Below are 19,295 nucleotides of genomic sequence, written 5' to 3' on the forward strand. Positions count from 1 at the left end.
TTATTCCTCCAGCCTTTAGCCTGCAATATGTGCATCATGAAATGTGCCATTTATATTTCCTTTGACAATAATGACATGCCCCCAAAATAAATCACCGTCATGATAGTAGACTTCAAACTCTCCCTCAGGGTAAACATGCAGGCTTTCAAGTGAAATGCGGCTTATAAATTGATTCATTGTGAGTTCTTCTTGCTCTTCAGCTGATTCGTCTTGTTCCTGCCAATCCTTTGCTAGATCTATCAGCTGATTCGCGGCAAATGATTTAATAGAAGAATCCCATTTGGCCTGTTCTTGCATGAGGTGGTTTGCTGTTCGAAGAGAGTCATTTAGTTTTTCATCTTCTTCGAGGTTAAAGTAGAGAAGGCACTCTTCATTGCTCCATTGGATCGTTTTTTCAAATAAGTCTAGTCCTTTTACTAACTCAAAGGTTCCAAGTATGTCATCATGATAATACACAGGCTTTTGGGCTTCTTCTAAAATTTCTTGAAGCGCTTGATCCTGTGTATCTGTATCAATCAAAGATACAAGCATGAATTCACCTTCGCCTTTTCGGACCTGAAGTGTAACGATTGATTCTTTATGTAATTGTGCCTGTTTTTCCCTTAATCCCTCGTCATCTGTTAACCAGCAAAGTCTTACATTTTCGGTTGTGATACGGCCGTTTTCTTTCCAAGCAATCAGTGGAATAGAAGCGGTCCAAAGAGGTGCCTGTCCTGCTTTTCCTGCCCCTACGCCAGAAGGTCCTGTAACAGCAATGATTGTGATTACATCTTCTGAAAATCTCTTTTCAAAAGTGTTGATTTGTTTGTTCATCTTCATGTGATGTCCTCCAGCCTGATTTTTTTTGTCATGAACATATAAGTGTTGTGATCAAGTTCTACCTCTTTATCACACCGCACATCAGTAGGGGAAATCAAGCTTTTTTTGTTTTAAACTGTTTTTTTAGGGAGGTACATGGATTAATGGAGGTTGAGTCACAATAAAAGAAGCATGGATCGAATTTTGTATAAATTTGGGTAAATGAGTCGAAAAGCCTAGGTGATTCTTCCTTTTCTTTATAATTACTTTGACACGAATAGATGAAAAAAGTAAAGTAATACTGAGTGATTTACAAAACCTTCTTCATCCACTAAAACATGAAGTGTGCGTAAATTTAATGTAAATGGATATTTTTCCTTTTATTTACTCGTATTTTTTTTGAAACTTATGATGCTTCTCATTCGTTATATTAAAGGAGCGCATGTATCCGGCGGAGACAGAGCATCGGCATGCTTGGCGAAGAAGATTTACATTTGCAAAATGAATGTAAATTTTTTATGATTTCATTTATATCAGAACGATGATAAGAAAGAAGAGGTTTTATGAAAAAAATATTTGCAAACAAATATAGCTTTTTTGTTTTGGCTGTCCTTTTATTCTGGGCAAAATCGTACACAGCCTACAAAATGGACTTTAATTTAGGAGTAAAAGGTTCTTTTCAAGAGGGGCTTCTCTTATTGAATCCATTTAGTTCAGCCATCGTGTTTTTTGGACTTGCTCTCTTTTTGAAGGGGCGTAAATCTGCCATTGTTTTAATTGTTATTGATTTTATTATGACCGCACTTTTATATGCAAATGTAGCGTATTACCGTTTCTTTGATGACTTTTTGACTTTCTCAACAATGAAGCAGGCAGGAAATCTTGGGGGAGGCATGACTGGCGGTGTGTTAGCAAGCATTAAGCCGCATGACCTTTTATACTTCCTTGATATTATCATCTTGATTGCGATTGTCATTTGGAGACCAGAAGTGAAGAAGTTCCAAATGAAAAAGACGTTTGCACTGCTGATTGTAGCTGCAGGTATTGGCCTGTTCTTTGTAAACCTTCATTTGGCTGAAAAGGATCGTCCAGAATTATTAACGAGAACCTTTGATCATAAGTATGTTGTCAAATACTTAGGTGTTTATAACTATACGATTTATGACGGGGTACAAGCAGCACAAAACGCAACACAGGTAGCCAATGCAAGCAGTGAAGATTTAACGGATGTTGTGAACTATACGTCTTCTCACTATGCGAAGCCAAATGCAGAGTATTTTGGGAAAGCAAAAGGCAAAAACATTATTAAAATTCATTTAGAAAGCTTTCAGTCTTTCTTAATCGACTACAAATTAAATGGAGAAGAAGTGACTCCATTCTTAAACAAGCTGGCTCATGGGAAAGACGACTTTACGTATTTCGATAACTTCTTCCATCAGACTGGTCAAGGGAAGACATCAGATGCTGAGCTGATGATGGATAATAGTATGTTTGGCTTGCCAGAGGGAGCAGCATTTGTGACAAAGGGTGAAAATACCTTCCAATCACTACCTGCCATCCTAGATCAAAAAGCAGGCTATACGAGTGCAGTGCTTCACGGGGACTATAAATCTTTCTGGAACCGTGACACGATTTATAAACATATGGGAATTGATCAATTCTTTGATGCTTCCTATTACAACATGGATGAAGAAAACCTTGTGAATATGGGTCTGAAGGATAAACCGTTCTTCAAAGAATCAATTCCAATGCTAGAATCAATGAAAAAGCCATTTTATGCACATTTAATGACACTGACAAATCACTATCCATTTAATTTAGATGAAAAAGATGCGACAATCGCTAAGGCAACAACTGGCGATAAAACAGTCGATAACTATTTCCAAACAGCAAGATATTTAGATGAGTCATTAGAGCAATTCTTCAAAGACTTGAAAAAATCAGGTATGTATAAAGACTCAGTCATTTTATTATATGGTGACCATAACGGTATTTCTGAGAACCATAACCGTGCAATGAGTGAAATTCAAGGGAAAGAAATCACTCCTTATCAAAATGCACAAAACCAGCGTGTTCCGCTCATGATTCGTATTCCTGGTAAGAAGGGCGGCGTGAACCATACGTATGGTGGTGAAGTCGACGTTATGCCAACACTTCTTCACTTACAAGGTATCGATTCAAATGAATTCGTGAATTTTGGAACAGACCTATTCTCTAAAAAGCATGATGAGACTGTTGCCTTCCGTAATGGAAACTATGTGACACCGAAATACACACTTGTCGATAATACCGTTTATGATACGAAAACAGGTAAAGTGGTGAAACAAAATAAAAAGACAGAGGCGATTAAAGCCCGTGTTGATAATCAGTTAAGTCTTTCAGATAAAGTGCTCTATAGGGATCTACTTCGATTCCATAAGTTATCTGATTTCAAACCAGTGAATCCATCGGATTATTTCTATGGTAAAGCAAACAAAGAAAAAGAAGCGGATTCTTCTGCTAACTAACTGAGTTTTGGGCAAGCACAGAAAGGTGCTTGCCTTTTTCTCTCTCTTCGCTTGATTTGTTGGCAAAATATGTTTATATTTAGGGAGAAACAAGCGTGACGCCGGCTGGCAGCTGGTGACACACATTTCGTCCTTGGGGAATTCAGGAGGAGCTTATGACAACAAATACAAAAACACAAAAAAAGAAATCAGAATTATGGGGCTGGATCAAAGCCATCTTAATCGCATTTATTGCTGTTTTTATCATTCGGAACTTTTTATTCGCACCGTATATTGTGAAAGGGACTTCTATGAAACCAACACTGCAAGACACAGAGCGGGTGTTTGTGAATAAAACGGTTGATTATTTCGGTGATTATAAACGGGGACAGATCATTGTTCTTGATGGGGAAGACCGCAGCACTCATTATGTCAAACGATTGATTGGTTTACCTGGTGATAAAATTGAAATGAAAAATGATCAGCTATATGTTAATGGAAAAAAAGTGGCGGAGCCTTACTTAGCGTCAAACAAAAAGAAAGCAGCTGCAGATGGCACCTTGCTGACACCTGATTTTGGCCCTTTGACTGTTCCAAAAGGAAAGTACTTTGTCATGGGGGACAACCGCCAAAATTCAATGGACAGCCGCAACGGCTTAGGTCTTTTTACAAAGCGTGATATTCAAGGAACTACCTCATTTGTATTTTATCCTTTCCAAGACATTCGATTACTCAATCATTAATAAACAATAAAAAAGCACACGGCCGTGTGCTTTTTTCTATGTCATTGTCATTCAGACTGACTTTTTTTCATCGCCTGTTCAAGATCTTCAAGAATATCTTCAATCGCTTCTGTTCCAACAGATAAACGAATGAGCTCTGGTGTGACACCTGTCGCTTTTTGTTCTGCCTCGCTTAATTGCTGATGCGTTGTGCTGGCAGGGTGAATGATGAGGGATTTAGAATCACCCACGTTTGCGAGATGGGAGAAAAGCTGGACAGAATCAATGAGCTTTTTACCTGCTTCGCGTCCACCTTTAATACCGAATGTGAGGATCGCGCCTTGTCCTTTTGGTAAATAGGTTTGAGCAAGCTCATATGATTCGTGACTTTCAAGACCTGGATAGCTTACCCAATCGACAAGAGGGTGATCCTGTAAGAATTGTGCTGTTTTCAATGCATTTTCACTATGCCGCTCAAGACGAAGGTGTAATGTTTCTAAGCCCTGCAGAAGTAAAAATGAGTTGAATGGCGACAGAGCTGCCCCTAAATCACGTAATAGCTGTACTCGTGCTTTTGTGATATAAGCCGCTTCTCCAATTGCTTCTGTATAGGTCAGCCCGTGATAGCTTGGATCTGGTTCAGTCAGCCCTTTAAACTTATCGCTGTCAGCCCAAGGGAATCGGCCGCTATCAACGATGACGCCGCCAATTGATGTACCATGACCGCCAATAAATTTCGTCGCTGAGTGGACGACAATGTCTGCACCGAATTCAATAGGTCTTAATAAATAAGGGCTGGCGAGTGTATTGTCAACAATAAGCGGGATATGATGCTTGTGTGCAATGGCTGAGATGGCTTCAATATGTAAAATGTCGCCTTTTGGATTCCCAATGCTCTCTGCATAAACTGCCTTTGTTTTGTCAGTGATCGCTGCTTCGAGTTCTTCAAGGTTGGATGAATCGACAAATTTTACAGTAATTCCGAGTTTTTTGAGTGTATGGGCAAATAAATTGTAGGTGCCGCCATAAAGACTGCTTGAGGAAACGATTTCATCTCCGGCTCCTGCGATGTTTAAAATAGAATAAGTCGTCGCTGCTTGTCCAGAAGAAACAGCAAGTGCACCAATTCCACCTTCAAGCTCAGCGATACGCTTTTCAAATACGTCATTTGTAGGGTTCATAATACGTGAATAAATATTTCCCGGTTCCTGAAGACCAAATAAATTCGCTGCATGCTCACTGTCTCTAAAACCAAATGAGCTCGTTTGGTAAATAGGCACGGCTCTTGAATAGGTCGCTGAATCAAGCTCCTGACCTGCGTGAATGGCTTTTGTTTCTAAACGAAATGGACGTTCTTCTGACATGTGTGTATCCTCCTTTTGTTAGATAAAACCAACTGTTTTGATAAGAAATATTTAATAAGACTATAAATCTTGTTCCCTGCTCGGTCAATCATTTTTTAGATAAATCTGAAAAAACAATAAATATAGTTGACAGGTAGGAATAGTGTGTATTAACATGAGCATACTGAAAACACGAACAAGAATGGCTGATCGGTCAACCGAAGGCTCTATCACTCAAATATGAGTGAAGAGCTTTTTTTATTTGAATGAGAAAGGATGAAGAAGATGGAAAAAAAGAAAAAACGAAAAAAATACAGAAAACATATGGATCTGACACTCGATATCTTGATTGAGCGGAACAAATATGAGATTTACAGTAACAAGGAACGAATAGAAGCGATTTACGATCGGATTGATGAAAAGCATACAAGGACAAAATAACCATTTTATAAATTTGAGTTGATTTATGGGATTAATATGATTTAGGATGGTGCTAACAAATCAATATGATTAGCTGATCGGACAACACGAAGGCTCTTATCTCTTTTTTGGGATAAGGGCCTTTCTGTGTATTTATCTGATCGTAAGAGGAGTGGAGGTTTCAATGACGATTTCAATTGATATTGTGGATAAATCCTTTTGGAAAGACAAACAGACCATTCGGGTACTTGAAGACTTAAGATTGAGCATTATTCCCGGTGAATTTGTGACAGTGATAGGTCCGAGCGGATGTGGGAAAAGTACATTGCTAAAGATCATAAGCGGCCTCGACACAGCGTATGATGGGCAAATTTTGATAGGAGGCAGACGGATCACAGAACCAGGAATGAAACAGGGCTTTATCTTTCAGGAACACCGCCTGTTTCCATGGCTGACGGTTGAAGAAAACATAGCGGCCAATTTCAATTTAAAACAACAGGATGTACGCCGCAAAGTGGATGAATTGATTGAAATTGTTCGATTAAAAGGATTTGAACATGCTTATCCACATGAGCTTTCAGGAGGAATGTCACAACGGGTTGCCATTGCGAGAGCACTCCTTCGTGATCCGGAGATCTTATTGCTTGATGAACCATTTGGTGCGCTGGATGCATTCACACGAAAGCACTTGCAGGATGTGCTGCTGGACATTTGGCAGGAGAAAAAAACAACGATGATGCTCGTAACTCATGATATTGATGAATCGATTTATTTAGGAAATGAAATTGTGCTAATGCAAGCGAGACCTGGCCGAATCCATAAGATTCTTCCTGTGAACCTGCCTTTTCCGCGTGATAGAACGTCAACCGCTTTTCAAAGCTTAAGACAAAAGGTGCTTTCAGAATTTGAGAAAACAGATGAATTGTTACTAACCGATGGCTTAGGGATTTAGGGAGGGGAAATCGCATGAAAAAGAAACAAATGATCGTTATCTTTTTGAGTCTGCTGCTTGTTTTAGCAGGGTGTGATCAAGCAGCAGACGGCTCGGAAAACAAGGTGAAAGAAATTAGGATTGGGATTCAGCAAAGTTTGAGCCCGCTGCTTTTAGCAAAGGAAAAGGGGTGGTTTGAAAAATCATTTGAAAAAGAAGGAGTGAAGGTAAAGTGGGTGGAGTTTCAAAGTGGACCTCCCCAATTTGAAGGACTTGCTGCAAATCAATTAGATTTCACGCAAGTTGGAAACTCACCTGTTATAGCAGGTCAGGCAGCTGGTATTGATTTTAAGGAAATTGGTTTATCTCAGGATGGGCTGAAAGCGAACGGTATTTTAGTGAATAAGAACAGTGAGATTCAAAAAGTAGAAGACTTAAAAGGGAAAAAAATTGCTGTCGCTAAAGGGAGCAGCGGCTTTGACTTTTTATACAAAGTATTAGATCAGGCAGGTTTATCTGCGAAGGATGTTCAGATCATTCAGCTTCAGCCAGATGAAGCGATATCAGCATTTGAAAATGGGTCCGTTGATGCTTGGTCGATCTGGGAGCCGTTCTTATCACTTGAAACGATAAAGAAAGGAGCAAAGCTGCTGGTGAATGGGGAAGCGACCGATTTATATTCTCCAGGTTTCACACTTGTTCGAACTCAGTTTGCTGATCAGCATCCTGAACTAGTGGTGAAATTCTTAAAGGTATATGACCATGCGGTGAAGTGGCAGAAATCACATCCAGAAGAGGCTGTTACTCTATATGCGCGTTTAAAAAATTTAGATAAGAAGGTTGTCACACAAGTATTAAACAATACGGAGCCACTCAATAAGCCCATTTCTAAGAAGATCATCAATGCCCAGCAGCATACCGCTGATTTTCAATACAAAACAAAGGCGATCCAGCGGAAAATTGATGTTAATCAGGTTGTAGATAATTCGTTTATTGAAAAAATGCTGAAAGAGGAGATGGATGAATGAAAGCTGTATCGAATCCGGCTTTAGCATCTAAAATCGAGCGGGCAAAGAAAAAAAGGAGAAAAGCTTCTTCTTTATATAAGTTAAAGGGACTGGTATTACCTGTTCTACTTATTGCGGTTTGGCAGATCATAGCTGGTTCTCAAATTGTTTCTTCCACTGTACTTCCAGCGCCTGTCTTGATTGCAGAATCTTTTCGAGATTTATTTCGTTCCGGTGAACTGTTTGGCCATCTATACATCAGCCTTTATCGAGCGATATGTGGATTTTTACTTGGGGGAGGTTTAGGTCTTTTGCTGGGCGTATGCGCAGGGTTTTCTAAAAAAACAGAGCAGTATGTAGATCCGACCTTGCAAATGCTGAGAACCGTTCCACATTTAGCGGTCACTCCTTTATTCATCCTCTGGTTTGGTTTTGATGAAACAGCGAAAATTTTATTGATTGCACTTGGGGCTTTTTTTCCGATTTATATTAATACGTTTCTAGGTATTCGCAGTGTAGACAATAAGCTATTTGATGTGGCTCGCGCCTTAGAGTTTAATGTGTATCAAAGCATCACAAAGCTGATTTTACCGGCTGCTCTTCCTCATATTCTTCTGGGCGTGAGACTGTCATTAGGAATTGCTTGGCTTGGTTTAGTGGTAGCTGAGTTGATGGGTTCAAGCAGCGGCGTCGGCTATATGATTATGGATGCAAGGCAATTCTCTCAAACGGATAAAGTGTTTGTAGGAATTATCATCTTTGCAGTAGTAGGTAAGCTGACAGATTCATTTGTACGTCTGTTAGAAAAGCGTCTGCTCAAGTGGCGCACTAGTTATCAAGGTGAATAATAACAGGGGGCGATGTCATGAATATTTTATGGTTTATTCCAACGCATGGAGACGGTCGTTATTTAGGATCAGCGAAAGGGGCAAGACAGGCAGACTATCCATATTTTAAACAAATTGCTCAAGCAGCTGATCAGCTTGGTTATACAGGGGTCTTGCTGCCTACTGGGAAATCATGTGAAGATCCATGGCTGACGGCAGCTGCTTTAGCTGCGGAAACCACTCATTTAAAGTTTCTCGTGGCTCTTAGACCAGGGCTGATGCAGCCGTCTGTTGCTGCTAGAATGACGTCTACATTAGATCGTCTTTCAGGCGGGAGACTGCTGATTAATGTGGTAGCAGGGGGAAGTAAAGAGGAGCTTGAAGGAGATGGGCTGTTCATTTCTCATGATGAACGCTATGAGGCAACAGAAGAGTTTTTGACGATTTGGAAGCGGTTATTGAAAGGAGAAAATGTACAATTTCATGGCAAACATCTACAAGCAGAAAATGGCCGGCTGTTATTCCCACCAGCTCAAACCCCCCATCCACCAGTCTTTTTTGGCGGATCATCAGCAGCAGGAATTCAAGCAGCCGCCAAGCATACAGATGTTTATTTAACTTGGGGCGAACCGCCTGCACAAGTGAAAGAGAAAATTACACAAGTGAAGAAGCAGGCTGAAAAGGAAGGAAGAACGGTGAAGTTTGGCATTCGTCTTCATGTGATTGTGAGAGATACCGAAGAGGAGGCATGGCAGGCAGCGGAACATCTGATTCGTCATTTAGATCAAAAAACCATTGATGAGGCGCAAAAAGTGTTACAGGGGTTGGACTCAGTGGGTCAAAGACGAATGGTGGAATTGCACCAAGGGAGGAAAGACAAACTTGAAATCAGCCCAAATCTTTGGGCAGGCATTGGTTTAGTACGCGGCGGTGCAGGAACAGCACTCGTCGGAGATCCGCAAACAGTAGCAGATCGTATCATAGAATACCAGTCTCTAGGCATTGATACATTTATATTTTCTGGATACCCGCACCTAGAAGAAGCTTATTATTTAGCAGAGCTTGTTTTCCCGCTCCTTCCATTTAAGAGATCTGGGGATACAGGACTCTCTGTGCCAGCCGGTGAAATCATTGGGAACAATCATTTTCCAGATGCATCTTCTGCTGCTAGTTCCTCATAAATTTGAAAAAGCAAAGCAGTCTGCCATGGCTGCTTTGCTTTTTTTCATAGAATAGGCGAGTCATTTGTTGTGTAGTGCTGAACAAGGTAAGGGCTTTTTTCCCAATCGATTTTCTTGTATATACATATTTTTAGAGTCAAGAGAAGAAGGAAAATGTGCTCACTCTTTTATCGGAATGATCAGTAAATATTTCATAATTGGCATTATTGCGACATATAATCAGGACTTTTATATCTGATATATCGGGGGAATTCTTTCTATCTCACAAAAAGGAAAGAATAAATATGATAGATGATAAATATGGACTATTTGAAAAAAAGAAGAAAAAAGATGGTGAAAATGACATTAAATGGGTCTTGTGGTTCTTATGGGGTGTCAAAATCTAGTAAATAAGAGAGGGTTTAAACAGATGGAAGTGAATAATTGAATAAAAAGTCACATTTTAATCAAATGTATGTTCGGTCAAAAATGGGATGTTCTGTAGATGTTTGGCGTGTGATGCCTATGATACGATCATCATAAGCTGGGAGGTGAAAAGTATGACTTATGCAGCGCCGCAAGTTGACTATTCCACTATGGAATCTGCTATTATGGACCAAGCTTGGTTCTTAGTATTTGTTGCTGTCCTTCTTGGATTGGGAGCAACAGTTGTTCTAGGAGCAGCAGTTTGGTGTATCGCAAACGGCAAGGGTAGCTTTACAGGAGCCGTTCAGTGGGAAAGTGGCTTAAAAGTCAAAATTGAATGTAAGTAGCTATACTTAGGATTCATCTTTTTGCTTCTTAGATAAGACACCAGGGCTAAACCGTCTGTGGCGGGCGGTTTAGCCTGATCTGTTTTTAAAGAATATGCAGACACTTGGAGGTTATATGTTTACGATCGAGAATTTAACCAAGACGTATAAAAATAACGTGACTGCTGTCAATGATTTTCATTTAAAGATCGACCCTCATCAAATCGTTGCTGTTGCTGGACCGAATGGTTCGGGTAAAACAACGATGATTAACTGTATACTCGGCATTATTAAGCATACAGAAGGAAGGATTCACTTGCAGGACGTCCCAAATGATGAACCATCCTTTAAAAAACAAGTAGCCTATGTTCCAGATGACCTGCTGCTCCCTGAAGCATTGACTGGTGCTGAATATTTAGATTTTGTTTCTTCTATGTATGAATGTAAAACAATTCACAGAAGAAATCAACTAATTGAACTGTTTGATATGGACTCGGCTTTATCAAGACCGATCGAAACCTATTCACATGGGATGAAAAAAAAGACACAGCTGATTGCTGCATTTATGCTTGATAGTCAATTGGTGATCATGGATGAGCCCTTTAGAGGACTTGATATTGAAGCGGTTATAAACACAAAGAAACTGATGAAGCGGTATGCCGAGCACCATGGTGCGATCTTGCTTTCAACGCATGATATGCTTTCAGCGGAAGAGCTGTGCCACAAAATCGCCATTATTTCTAAAGGAAATAAAATGGATGAAGGAACGGTCTCAGCCTTAAAGGAGAAGTATCAATCAAGCACACTGGAACAGGTGTTTCTGAAAGCTTCAATGTTAAGTGATAGGGGTGCACATTTTGATGAAATCATTAATCATTTCTAAAATGATGCTTAAAATGTGGCAGCAGGAGATGTATAAGCTCTTTGATACTCAAACGAAGCGGATCATTGTGGTCTTATTCTTTTTGTTTGCCGTCACAATGGGAGCCATTATCGGATACAGCTTTACAGGTGTCTTTATGAAGGCTTTCTTAAATGGAGATGAACGTTCACTTGGATTACTCGTCGTGTCAATGGCGATCAATGCTTCTATATTTACAAGCTTGTTATTCGTTTTGATCAAGGTCAGAACACCTGAACAAGACCGGTTTTCTATGCAGCTCAGCTGGTTCCCGCTCTCTACCTTTCAGAAAAGTTTTGGATACTTCATTCCGATGGTGACAGTGGTGGCAGGGCTTGTTTTATTTTTTATTGGCATTCTGCTTTTACCTAATTTTATTGCCCAGGGAATTGGTATTTTTTTTATCTTCACTTTCTTTTTGATGGTGCTTTTGCAGTCGCTTTTTGTCTTAATGCTGCTCCAGTTTATTTACAATATCACTTATTTACTCGTTTTGAAATTAAAATTACCGTTGCAAAAATTTGCAGCGATATTTGTTTTATTGGCACTGGTCGTGGCGTATGGATTGACGCATTTTGATATTAGTCAAATTCAGCAATCATATATTCAGTTTGATTATCATTTGATGTATTTGACAGCACCGTTTTTCTTAGCGGCACAAGGAATGCCTCCTGAAGGGGTAAATTATGCCATTTTGATTCTGTTCATCCTCTTATCGGCAGGCGGGGCATTTCTTTCTCTTGCGATGATGCCGATTATGGCAGAGAAAAAAGCGCTAACCTTTTTACACAAGCTGCCGTTCTCTTCTTCAAAGAAGTGGTCGCTTATTGTGAAGGAAATGAAGTCACAGGTGCGAAATGAAGAAAACATTTTAAACTTTCTTATTCTCCTCATTGTGATCTTATTCGTCCGTTATCAGTTTGGATTCCGCTTTGAAGATGAAGCATTTTTTGTTCTATGCGCTCTTGCTGGTTTAACAGCCTTCAATTCGTTTGGCAACGATAAACGAATGCTGGGCATGTATAAAACATTTGGTCTGAGATCTTGGGAAGTGGCTTTATATAAATTTATCGGCCTTCTGCTCGTAGGTGTACTGCAAATTGTTTTATTCATGCTGACAACGCTGACGCTTCCTGATCAGATTTGGCACGCACTGATTGGTGCTGCTGTCTTATGCAATGCCACTGCGCTCTTTTATGTGGTAGGTATCTTACTTCCTCTAGATCGAAACAATCCCTACACAGGCATTTTTTCATTTGGAGCGCTTATTTTACTCATGATTCCGATTGTTTTTATTGGGAACTATGTCATAGGGGCGTCTAGTCAAGCGCTTCAGTGGCTGCTTATGGCTGCATTTGAGGGTCTGCTCATCTTTGCCATATACAAAGGTTTTTCATGGAGGTATTCACATGATTCAACTTCTTAACAATAAGCTAAAGATTGAGCGGGTACCGGCACTAGCGCCGTATGTGACCTTACAAAAGAGGCATCTCACGGATACGCAGTATGCAAGCACACTCCCGATCAATGAAAGTGCCTATCATATGTTAACGAAAGTGGACGGTAAAAGAACTGAAGCGAGTATTACCGCAGAGCTCGCCGATTTGTTTCAGGTCGATGAGTCGGTGATTGCTCGTGACTTTTATCAGCTGATGATGGGATTGAATCAGCATCACTTGCTGTCTATTCATTATCATTCACCATATCGGATTGTGACAGCCTGCTGTCAATTTTTCAAGCAGTATCAAGTCAAAATGAAGGAACGATTTGATTGTACTGGTCACTCGTTCCTTCACATTTTTGGGACGGCTTTGCTCATGGTGACACGTAAAATCATCTTTTTCTGGATGCTTTTCATGGTCATGGCAGGGATCACTTTTTTATTCATTCCTGATCCGTCGATTGCAGCCATTGCGATTTATTTTACGATTATTTATTTCGGGTTAATTACCGGAACCGCCTTACATGAGGCGGCACATGGCTATGCGCATCGAAAATTTGCAGGGCGGGATGGGCCTCAAGGCTTTTTTGCGAGTGACATGATGTCAGTGAAGTTTGTAAGGCCCGTATTAGATCCATTTCAGAAAAAGCAGGTATGGATTACGCTGCTTGGTCCGCTTGTTCCCGGTGTGATTGGCGCAGCAGGCATCATTGTGACCATTTTATTTCTAAAAGAAAACCCGGTTTCGACAGCTTTTTTCATTTTTTCAATCACGTATTTTATTCAATTACTCTATCTTCTTCCGTTTATGGGGGATGGTAAGTCCATTATGAAGCAGCTATTGCTTGGGGGAATGGGAGGACAACGATCATGAACGTACAGGCGATGAAACAAGGCGCGATAGTTGGTAGTTTTCTAGGATTCTTAGGCTTTCCGATGCTGACAATCGGCGTACTGTTCTATCATTTATTTCAATCAAAAACGAATGATGCTTTATTATTTAACAGTCTCGCTTTTGAAATGGAAGGCTCGTCCGCATTTACTTTTCAGATCAAGCCAAACTTTTTTATTTATATGATGGTGATTTTTGCTGTGAGTTTTCTCATTGTGGCATTCCTATCAGCCATGAAACAGAAAAAAGCAAAAGGTTAGGAGAATTCTCCTAACCTTTTTTTAGTATAATAGGAAATAAAAAATACCAAAGGGGATCACAATGTTTAAAAAATGGAGCATTCTTTTCTTCACAGTTTTTCTATTAGCAGGATGCGGCGAGAAGGCCGAAGAAACCACGACAACCGAGAAGACGGTTTCGACCATAAAAACAGAGCCTGCCACTAAAAACCAAGTAACCATCGAACAAATGAAACTCTCAAAAAAAGAAAAAAACTTACTAGAAGCAGCAACGGCTAATGAAAAGGTGGCTCTGACACTGAAAGGATTAACGAAGAAGAATAAGAGTATTACGTTTATCGGGAGTCATTACAAAAATGGACGATTAGTGAATAAGGAAGCATCATCTGCTACCTTTTCTTTACACCAGGATGGAACCGACCAAACGGTGAATGTACTTCTTCAATTACATCATGAGAAAGATACATATGAATCACAATTTAGTATTTGGTCAAATAAAAAGAATGATGGGATGACGAAAGCGACATCAAGCTTCCCGTTCAAAGTAAGTGACTATGTATTTTCTGCACAATCTGAAACTGTCAAAGTTGCTTCCGGAGGAAAGGCACTGATTGCGTATACAGCGGCGATGGGGAAAGACGGGGGTTCAACAATATTTGAAGAGATTGAGGAGAATCCAAAGCAAGCACTGAAGAATAAGTCACATGCATACTTATTTTATATCCAGCTAGATAAATAACTATCTTAATATATACGGAGAATATGAAGTTTTTTGACGAAAAATTTTCATATTCTCTTGACGAATTGTTAAGAAAGTTGTAACATAATAAAAGTCAACGCGATGACGTTGCTTTTAAAAGATTGATGCGGGTGTAGTTTAGTGGTAAAACCTCAGCCTTCCAAGCTGATGTCGTGAGTTCGATTCTCATCACCCGCTCCAATACATAATTTTGTTTATAACGCAGTATTTCGTTTCTTAGATAAACGAAGTGTTGCGTTTTTTATTATGTCAGTATAATGTGAAAAAGCACTGTCAGGCTACAGTGCTTTTTCAATGAGTTCATATTTGCTTTCTCCGCCATGTATTTGTACAAACATCTTCGTCAAGGATTGAATAAGAGCTTCACTCTTTTCCCGGGAAATAGATGGCGGGAAAAGGATGATTTGAAGAATGTTCTTTGTGTCTTGAGAAATTTGTGCTTTACTTGCTTGAGAAAATAATCCATTCAGTCCTGCGCTGTCCTGCCATTCGATGTGACCAGCCTCATGTTTTGCCAGTGAAAGCGGTCCTTTGATGCGATCGGCATCTAATGTCAGGATAGGTAAGAAATATTTTAGTGAGAAAAATATCGACAAATCCTGTACGGAATTGGTCGAGTCAATAAATTGTTCCTTTTGGATGTTAGAAAGAAGTGGAAGGAAAGGAACGTCTTTTAAAAGATCCGTCCATTCTTTGATGGCTGGTACTTCTTCTAAGACTTTATCTTCGTATTCAAAAAATAAAGATTCTTGAAACAGGCGTAAGCGGCCTTTTAACATTTGAGGTGATGTACCCACTTCAATATGTGAATATTCAATCTGCCCAACATGGATAGACGGGTTTTGAGGTTGAGAAATTTCCATATGTATCTTCACAGTGACTCACTCCAATCGGTCATGATACACTCGTATTATACTGAAAACAACAGAAGAAACAAAGAAAGGAGGTTTGCAAGGTGATTCATGTTGGAGAATTAAAAGAAGAATTGATTCAATATGCGAAAGAAATTGGTGTCGATAAAATTCGATTTGCAAGTGCCGACACATTTGATTCATTAAAGGACCGCCTTATCTTACATGAATCGTTAGGGTATTTGTCAGGTTTTGAAGAGCCTGATATTGAAAAAAGGACAAACCCTTCTTTGCTGCTTCCGAAGGCCAAATCAATTGTTGCGATAGCGCTCGCGTATCCTTCCAAAATGAAAGATGCTCCTCGAAGTACAAAGGATGCGAGACGGGGGATTTTTTGCCGGGCTTCATGGGGAACAGATTATCATGTTGTGCTGAAAAAAAAGCTTGATATGCTCGAAGAATTTCTGCGAAGCAAACATGTCGATATACGGACAAAATCAATGGTGGATACAGGAGAATTATCTGATCGTGCTGTAGCAGAACGTGCTGGCATTGGTTTTAGTGCAAAGAACTGTATGATTATCACGCCAGAGTTTGGATCTTATGTGTATTTGGCTGAAATGATCACAAATGTTCCGTTTGAACCGGATGAGAAAATTGAAGACCAGTGCGGAACTTGTAATAAATGTGTGGATTCGTGTCCAACGGGTGCGCTTGTGAATCCAGGGCAGCTGAATTCTCAGCGGTGCATTTCATTTTTAACGCAGACAAAAGGGTTTTTACCTGACGAATTTCGTTCGAAAATAGGGAATCGATTGTACGGGTGTGATACATGTCAAACTGTCTGCCCGATCAATAAAGGAAAAGACTTTCATCTGCATCCTGAAATGGAGCCAGACCCTGAAATTGCGAAGCCGCTGTTAAAGCCGCTTCTGACGATCAGCAATCGTGAGTTTAAGGAAAAATACGGTCATGTTTCAGGTTCATGGCGGGGGAAAAAGCCCATTCAGCGGAATGCAATTTTGGCACTCGCTCATTTTAAAGATACATCTGCCTTACCAGTGTTAATTGAGTTGATGCACAAGGATCCAAGACCGGTCATTCGGGGAACGGCTGCTTGGGCAATTGGCAAAATTGGCGATGATCAGCAGCTCCCAGAGTTGGAAAAGGCCCTTGAGCGGGAAAGTGATGAAGAAGCGAAAGAGGAGATTGTGAAAGGGATTGAGCTTTTACAGACACCTTTAAATACTAAATAACATCCCTGTGAACATAGAATGAACCAAACAAAGATTTTAAAAAATGTTTGGTGGTGTCTGTGTGAAACAATTATTAGAGAAAACTTTAGAAGACAGGCTGGCGTATTTAATCAATGACCGTGCAATCAAACAGCCGCAGCTTATGTCTGATGTGGAAGCAGTAGAGCGGAAAAAAGAGCTTTTTGCTAGAAGACAGGTTGAGATTGTGAAGGCGAAAGCAAAAACAAAACTTCTCGATTCAGCCATTCAAGATGATGGGGCTCAGCATGTGCAGTACCTTGCTCATCTCACATATGTATGCAAGGATGTAGACGATTCTTTTTATTTAGAGGAACAGGTGGAAAAAAGAGAAGCGTTTCTTTATAACAACATGCTTGTTAAAGATCGGATGATGTTAGAAGAGCGGCAAAGCGAAGAGCATATGGATGAGCGCTTTCAGATCGAAGAACAATTCGGGAGAGCCTTTCATTATGACCGGCGGGCAGCCGTGAAGTATGCGGAGACATATTGGAATAAACGGAATCCAGCCTATAAAAACTTTGAAGATAACTGTACAAATTTTATTTCACAATGTTTGAAAGCAGGGAACGCGCCAACGAGAGGGTATCCAAACCGCGGGTCTGGCTGGTGGGTGCGTCCGCATACGTGGAGCTATAGCTGGACGGTGGCTCATTCGATGAAAAATTATTTAGCGAATTCGAAAGCGGGTTTGAGAGCAAAGAAACTCAAAGAAGCCCACGAGCTTCAAATTGGTGATGTCATTTGCTACGATTTTGAAGGTGATGGAAGGTATAATCATACAACCATTGTCGTTGATCATGACAAAGGCGGAATGCCTCTTGTGAATGCACAGACGTATGACTCCCGCATGCGTTATTGGTCATACGAGGATTCGACAGCCTATACACCTGCTATTCGATATATGTTTTTTCACATTTTGGACGATGCCGCGAAGGATAGTTAGTGGTATAATGTTGAGCGGAAATGAAAATTAGAGGTGAACTTTTTTGGGACTTCATGTCGTTTTATATCAACCAGAGATTCCAGCTAATACTGGAAATATTGCGCGTACATGTGCAGCAACAAATACAACCCTTCATCTGATTCGTCCGCTTGGTTTTTCGACAGATGACAAAATGCTGAAGCGTGCAGGACTCGATTATTGGAAATATGCCAATGTGGTCTATCATGATTCACTTGATGAATTATTTGAGGCACATCCGAAGGGGCAATTTTTCTATATCACAAAATTTGGCCAAAAGCCGCATACAACATTTGATTACTCTCAGCTGGATGAAGACTATTTCTTTGTGTTTGGAAGAGAGACAAGTGGATTGCCAAAAGATTTGATTGAACAAAATATGGACCGTTGTCTTCGTTTACCGATGACAGAGCATGTTCGTTCTTTGAATCTGTCGAATACGGCAGCCATTCTTGTATATGAGGCACTTCGCCAGCAGCAATATCGCGATCTCATATAAGATCATGATTAAAAGCCGAGATACTGATCTCGGCTTTTTTATGTGAGTTAAGAAACAGAAAGATGAAAAATATGACTTAATTATACTTTTTTTGACATGTTAAAAAATAGGTAGTATGATAGATTGTGATCACGTTTTCAAAAAATGATGAATCCATTAGGAGGAATAATGAGATGAAAAAGCTACTGATCACTAGTGCCATTAGCTCAGCAATTTTAATGGGGACGCTTCCAGTCAGTATTCCAGGACTCTCTCAGACGCAGGAGATAGAAGCAGCGCAGTTATCAAAAGGGATTGGCGGGCGTACTTATATCAATAGTAACGGATCCATATTGGTCACAAAAATTCAACTCCCTTCCACAATGAGTGTGTCAAATGGTACAGCTTATATTTATTCTGGATTCACAGGTTCAAAGGAAGCGGATATTGGTCTTCAATACAGTTCAACCTATAATGTGTGGAAACCTACGATGAAAGTAGGAGCAAATAATCAAGAGACATATATCGAAGGAAAAGATGACTTCACGTATACAAAGGGATTTAAACCTGGAAGTACTGTTCAAATGACGATTTATAAAAATTTGAATGGGCATACAAGAGCGACGTTCTGGGGCACAAATAATGTTGGTTATACCGGCCGCATTATTACAGAAATTCAAAACTCAAACATTGGCTCTGTGACCAAGTGGAAACTACTGTCGACGGTAGCAGTAACTGACGATATTTATCGAAAAGACATTCAGGCGAATTTCTCTACTCGTTTTACTGACATCACATTGGATAATCGTGCCGTTACACCTGTGGTCGATACGCAAGACTTTACGAAGGTGCAGGTGTCAGGGAATACAGTGAATATGCAAGTGCTGAAAACAACGAACTAAATGAAAAAGGATGTTCCGCAAATGGAACATCCTTTTTTTCATTTACCAGGCTTGCCTTCGTAGCCAGCAGTGAAAATGGATACTAAAAACGTAATGATGACGCCCATCATAATGACCGTTCTCATATAAGCTCCCCCTTATCCCTTT

General features: G+C 40.1%; 20 protein-coding genes and 1 tRNA gene. 18 read left to right on the forward strand and 3 right to left on the reverse strand.

Going from position 1 to position 19,295, the window contains the following annotated elements; genetic code table 11:
* Nucleotides 1-15: 15 nt before the first annotated feature.
* Nucleotides 16-819: a DUF2262 domain-containing protein gene (locus tag MHB41_RS04380; protein ID WP_340899130.1), complete on the reverse strand. Its 804-nt coding sequence runs from the start codon at nt 817-819 to the stop codon at nt 16-18.
* A 542-nt stretch (nt 820-1,361) separates the two neighbouring features.
* On the opposite strand from MHB41_RS04380, the gene MHB41_RS04385 reads away from it, so the two are divergent.
* The gene (locus tag MHB41_RS04385) at nt 1,362-3,305 is read left to right on the forward strand and encodes an LTA synthase family protein (protein WP_024427404.1); all 1,944 of its coding nucleotides are present in this window, start codon (nt 1,362-1,364) and stop codon (nt 3,303-3,305) included.
* 155 nt (nt 3,306-3,460) lie between these two features.
* A complete protein-coding gene (gene lepB, locus MHB41_RS04390) occupies nt 3,461-4,027 on the forward strand; it encodes a signal peptidase I (protein WP_081124139.1) in 567 nt (188 codons plus the stop codon).
* Between the two features lie 47 nt (nt 4,028-4,074).
* Here the strand turns inward: lepB and MHB41_RS04395 are convergent, their stop codons facing one another.
* A complete protein-coding gene (locus MHB41_RS04395; RefSeq protein ID WP_061109582.1) occupies nt 4,075-5,370 on the reverse strand; it encodes a homocysteine synthase in 1,296 nt (431 codons plus the stop codon).
* A 264-nt stretch (nt 5,371-5,634) separates the two neighbouring features.
* Between MHB41_RS04395 and MHB41_RS04400 the strand changes: the two genes are divergently transcribed.
* From MHB41_RS04400 to MHB41_RS04455, 12 genes are all read left to right on the forward strand, one after another.
* On the forward strand, nt 5,635-5,790 hold the full coding sequence (locus tag MHB41_RS04400; RefSeq protein WP_029707817.1) for an FbpB family small basic protein: 156 nt from the start codon (nt 5,635-5,637) through the stop codon (nt 5,788-5,790).
* 163 nt (nt 5,791-5,953) lie between these two features.
* Nucleotides 5,954-6,721, forward strand: coding sequence for an ABC transporter ATP-binding protein (locus tag MHB41_RS04405; protein WP_024427408.1), 768 nt, complete (start codon nt 5,954-5,956; stop codon nt 6,719-6,721).
* 14 nt (nt 6,722-6,735) lie between these two features.
* Entirely contained in the window at nt 6,736-7,728 is a 993-nt protein-coding gene (locus MHB41_RS04410; protein WP_061109583.1) for an aliphatic sulfonate ABC transporter substrate-binding protein, read from the forward strand.
* Entirely contained in the window at nt 7,725-8,555 is an 831-nt protein-coding gene (locus tag MHB41_RS04415) for an ABC transporter permease (RefSeq protein ID WP_061109584.1), read from the forward strand. Before MHB41_RS04410 ends, MHB41_RS04415 begins: the two co-directional genes overlap by 4 nt.
* 17 nt (nt 8,556-8,572) lie before the next feature.
* Nucleotides 8,573-9,715 (forward strand): FMNH2-dependent alkanesulfonate monooxygenase, encoded by a 1,143-nt coding sequence (gene ssuD / locus MHB41_RS04420; protein WP_061109585.1) that lies wholly within the window; start codon nt 8,573-8,575, stop codon nt 9,713-9,715.
* A gap of 539 nt (nt 9,716-10,254) precedes the next feature.
* A complete protein-coding gene (locus MHB41_RS04425; protein ID WP_061109586.1) occupies nt 10,255-10,467 on the forward strand; it encodes a hypothetical protein in 213 nt (70 codons plus the stop codon).
* Between the two features lie 115 nt (nt 10,468-10,582).
* Complete coding sequence (locus tag MHB41_RS04430; RefSeq protein WP_025093295.1) at nt 10,583-11,329, forward strand: ABC transporter ATP-binding protein; 747 nt, start codon at nt 10,583-10,585, stop codon at nt 11,327-11,329.
* Nucleotides 11,307-12,773 carry a hypothetical protein gene (locus MHB41_RS04435; RefSeq protein WP_034282304.1) on the forward strand — a complete coding sequence of 489 codons (1,467 nt, stop codon included), beginning with the start codon at nt 11,307-11,309 and terminating at the stop codon, nt 12,771-12,773. The genes MHB41_RS04430 and MHB41_RS04435 overlap by 23 nt, the downstream gene beginning before the upstream one ends.
* On the forward strand, nt 12,757-13,662 hold the full coding sequence (locus MHB41_RS04440) for a PqqD family protein (RefSeq protein WP_061109587.1): 906 nt from the start codon (nt 12,757-12,759) through the stop codon (nt 13,660-13,662). Before MHB41_RS04435 ends, MHB41_RS04440 begins: the two co-directional genes overlap by 17 nt.
* A complete protein-coding gene (locus MHB41_RS04445; protein ID WP_024425332.1) occupies nt 13,659-13,940 on the forward strand; it encodes a hypothetical protein in 282 nt (93 codons plus the stop codon). The genes MHB41_RS04440 and MHB41_RS04445 overlap by 4 nt, the downstream gene beginning before the upstream one ends.
* A gap of 61 nt (nt 13,941-14,001) precedes the next feature.
* Nucleotides 14,002-14,658, forward strand: a complete 657-nt coding sequence (locus MHB41_RS04450) for a hypothetical protein (RefSeq protein ID WP_254001623.1) — start codon at nt 14,002-14,004, stop codon at nt 14,656-14,658.
* Between the two features lie 127 nt (nt 14,659-14,785).
* A tRNA-Gly gene (locus MHB41_RS04455) sits at nt 14,786-14,859 on the forward strand.
* Nucleotides 14,860-14,957: 98 nt separating this feature from the next.
* On the opposite strand, the gene MHB41_RS04460 is transcribed toward MHB41_RS04455, so the two are convergent.
* On the reverse strand, nt 14,958-15,554 hold the full coding sequence (locus MHB41_RS04460; protein WP_254001624.1) for a hypothetical protein: 597 nt from the start codon (nt 15,552-15,554) through the stop codon (nt 14,958-14,960).
* A gap of 83 nt (nt 15,555-15,637) precedes the next feature.
* On the opposite strand from MHB41_RS04460, the gene queG reads away from it, so the two are divergent.
* The 4 genes from queG (at nt 15,638) to MHB41_RS04480 (ending at nt 19,148) form a co-directional block, all read left to right on the forward strand.
* On the forward strand, nt 15,638-16,786 hold the full coding sequence (gene queG, locus MHB41_RS04465; RefSeq protein ID WP_024427417.1) for a tRNA epoxyqueuosine(34) reductase QueG: 1,149 nt from the start codon (nt 15,638-15,640) through the stop codon (nt 16,784-16,786).
* Nucleotides 16,787-16,847: 61 nt separating this feature from the next.
* Entirely contained in the window at nt 16,848-17,750 is a 903-nt protein-coding gene (locus tag MHB41_RS04470; RefSeq protein ID WP_024427418.1) for an amidase domain-containing protein, read from the forward strand.
* Between the two features lie 43 nt (nt 17,751-17,793).
* On the forward strand, nt 17,794-18,267 hold the full coding sequence (gene trmL / locus MHB41_RS04475) for a tRNA (uridine(34)/cytosine(34)/5-carboxymethylaminomethyluridine(34)-2'-O)-methyltransferase TrmL (protein ID WP_034282301.1): 474 nt from the start codon (nt 17,794-17,796) through the stop codon (nt 18,265-18,267).
* A gap of 173 nt (nt 18,268-18,440) precedes the next feature.
* Entirely contained in the window at nt 18,441-19,148 is a 708-nt protein-coding gene (locus MHB41_RS04480) for a YrpD family protein (RefSeq protein ID WP_340892254.1), read from the forward strand.
* The last annotated feature ends 147 nt before the right edge of the window (nt 19,149-19,295 follow it).

The organism is Bacillus sp. FSL H7-0578 (genome assembly GCF_038630855.1).
Lineage (GTDB): Bacteria > Bacillota > Bacilli > Bacillales > Bacillaceae > Bacillus > Bacillus safensis.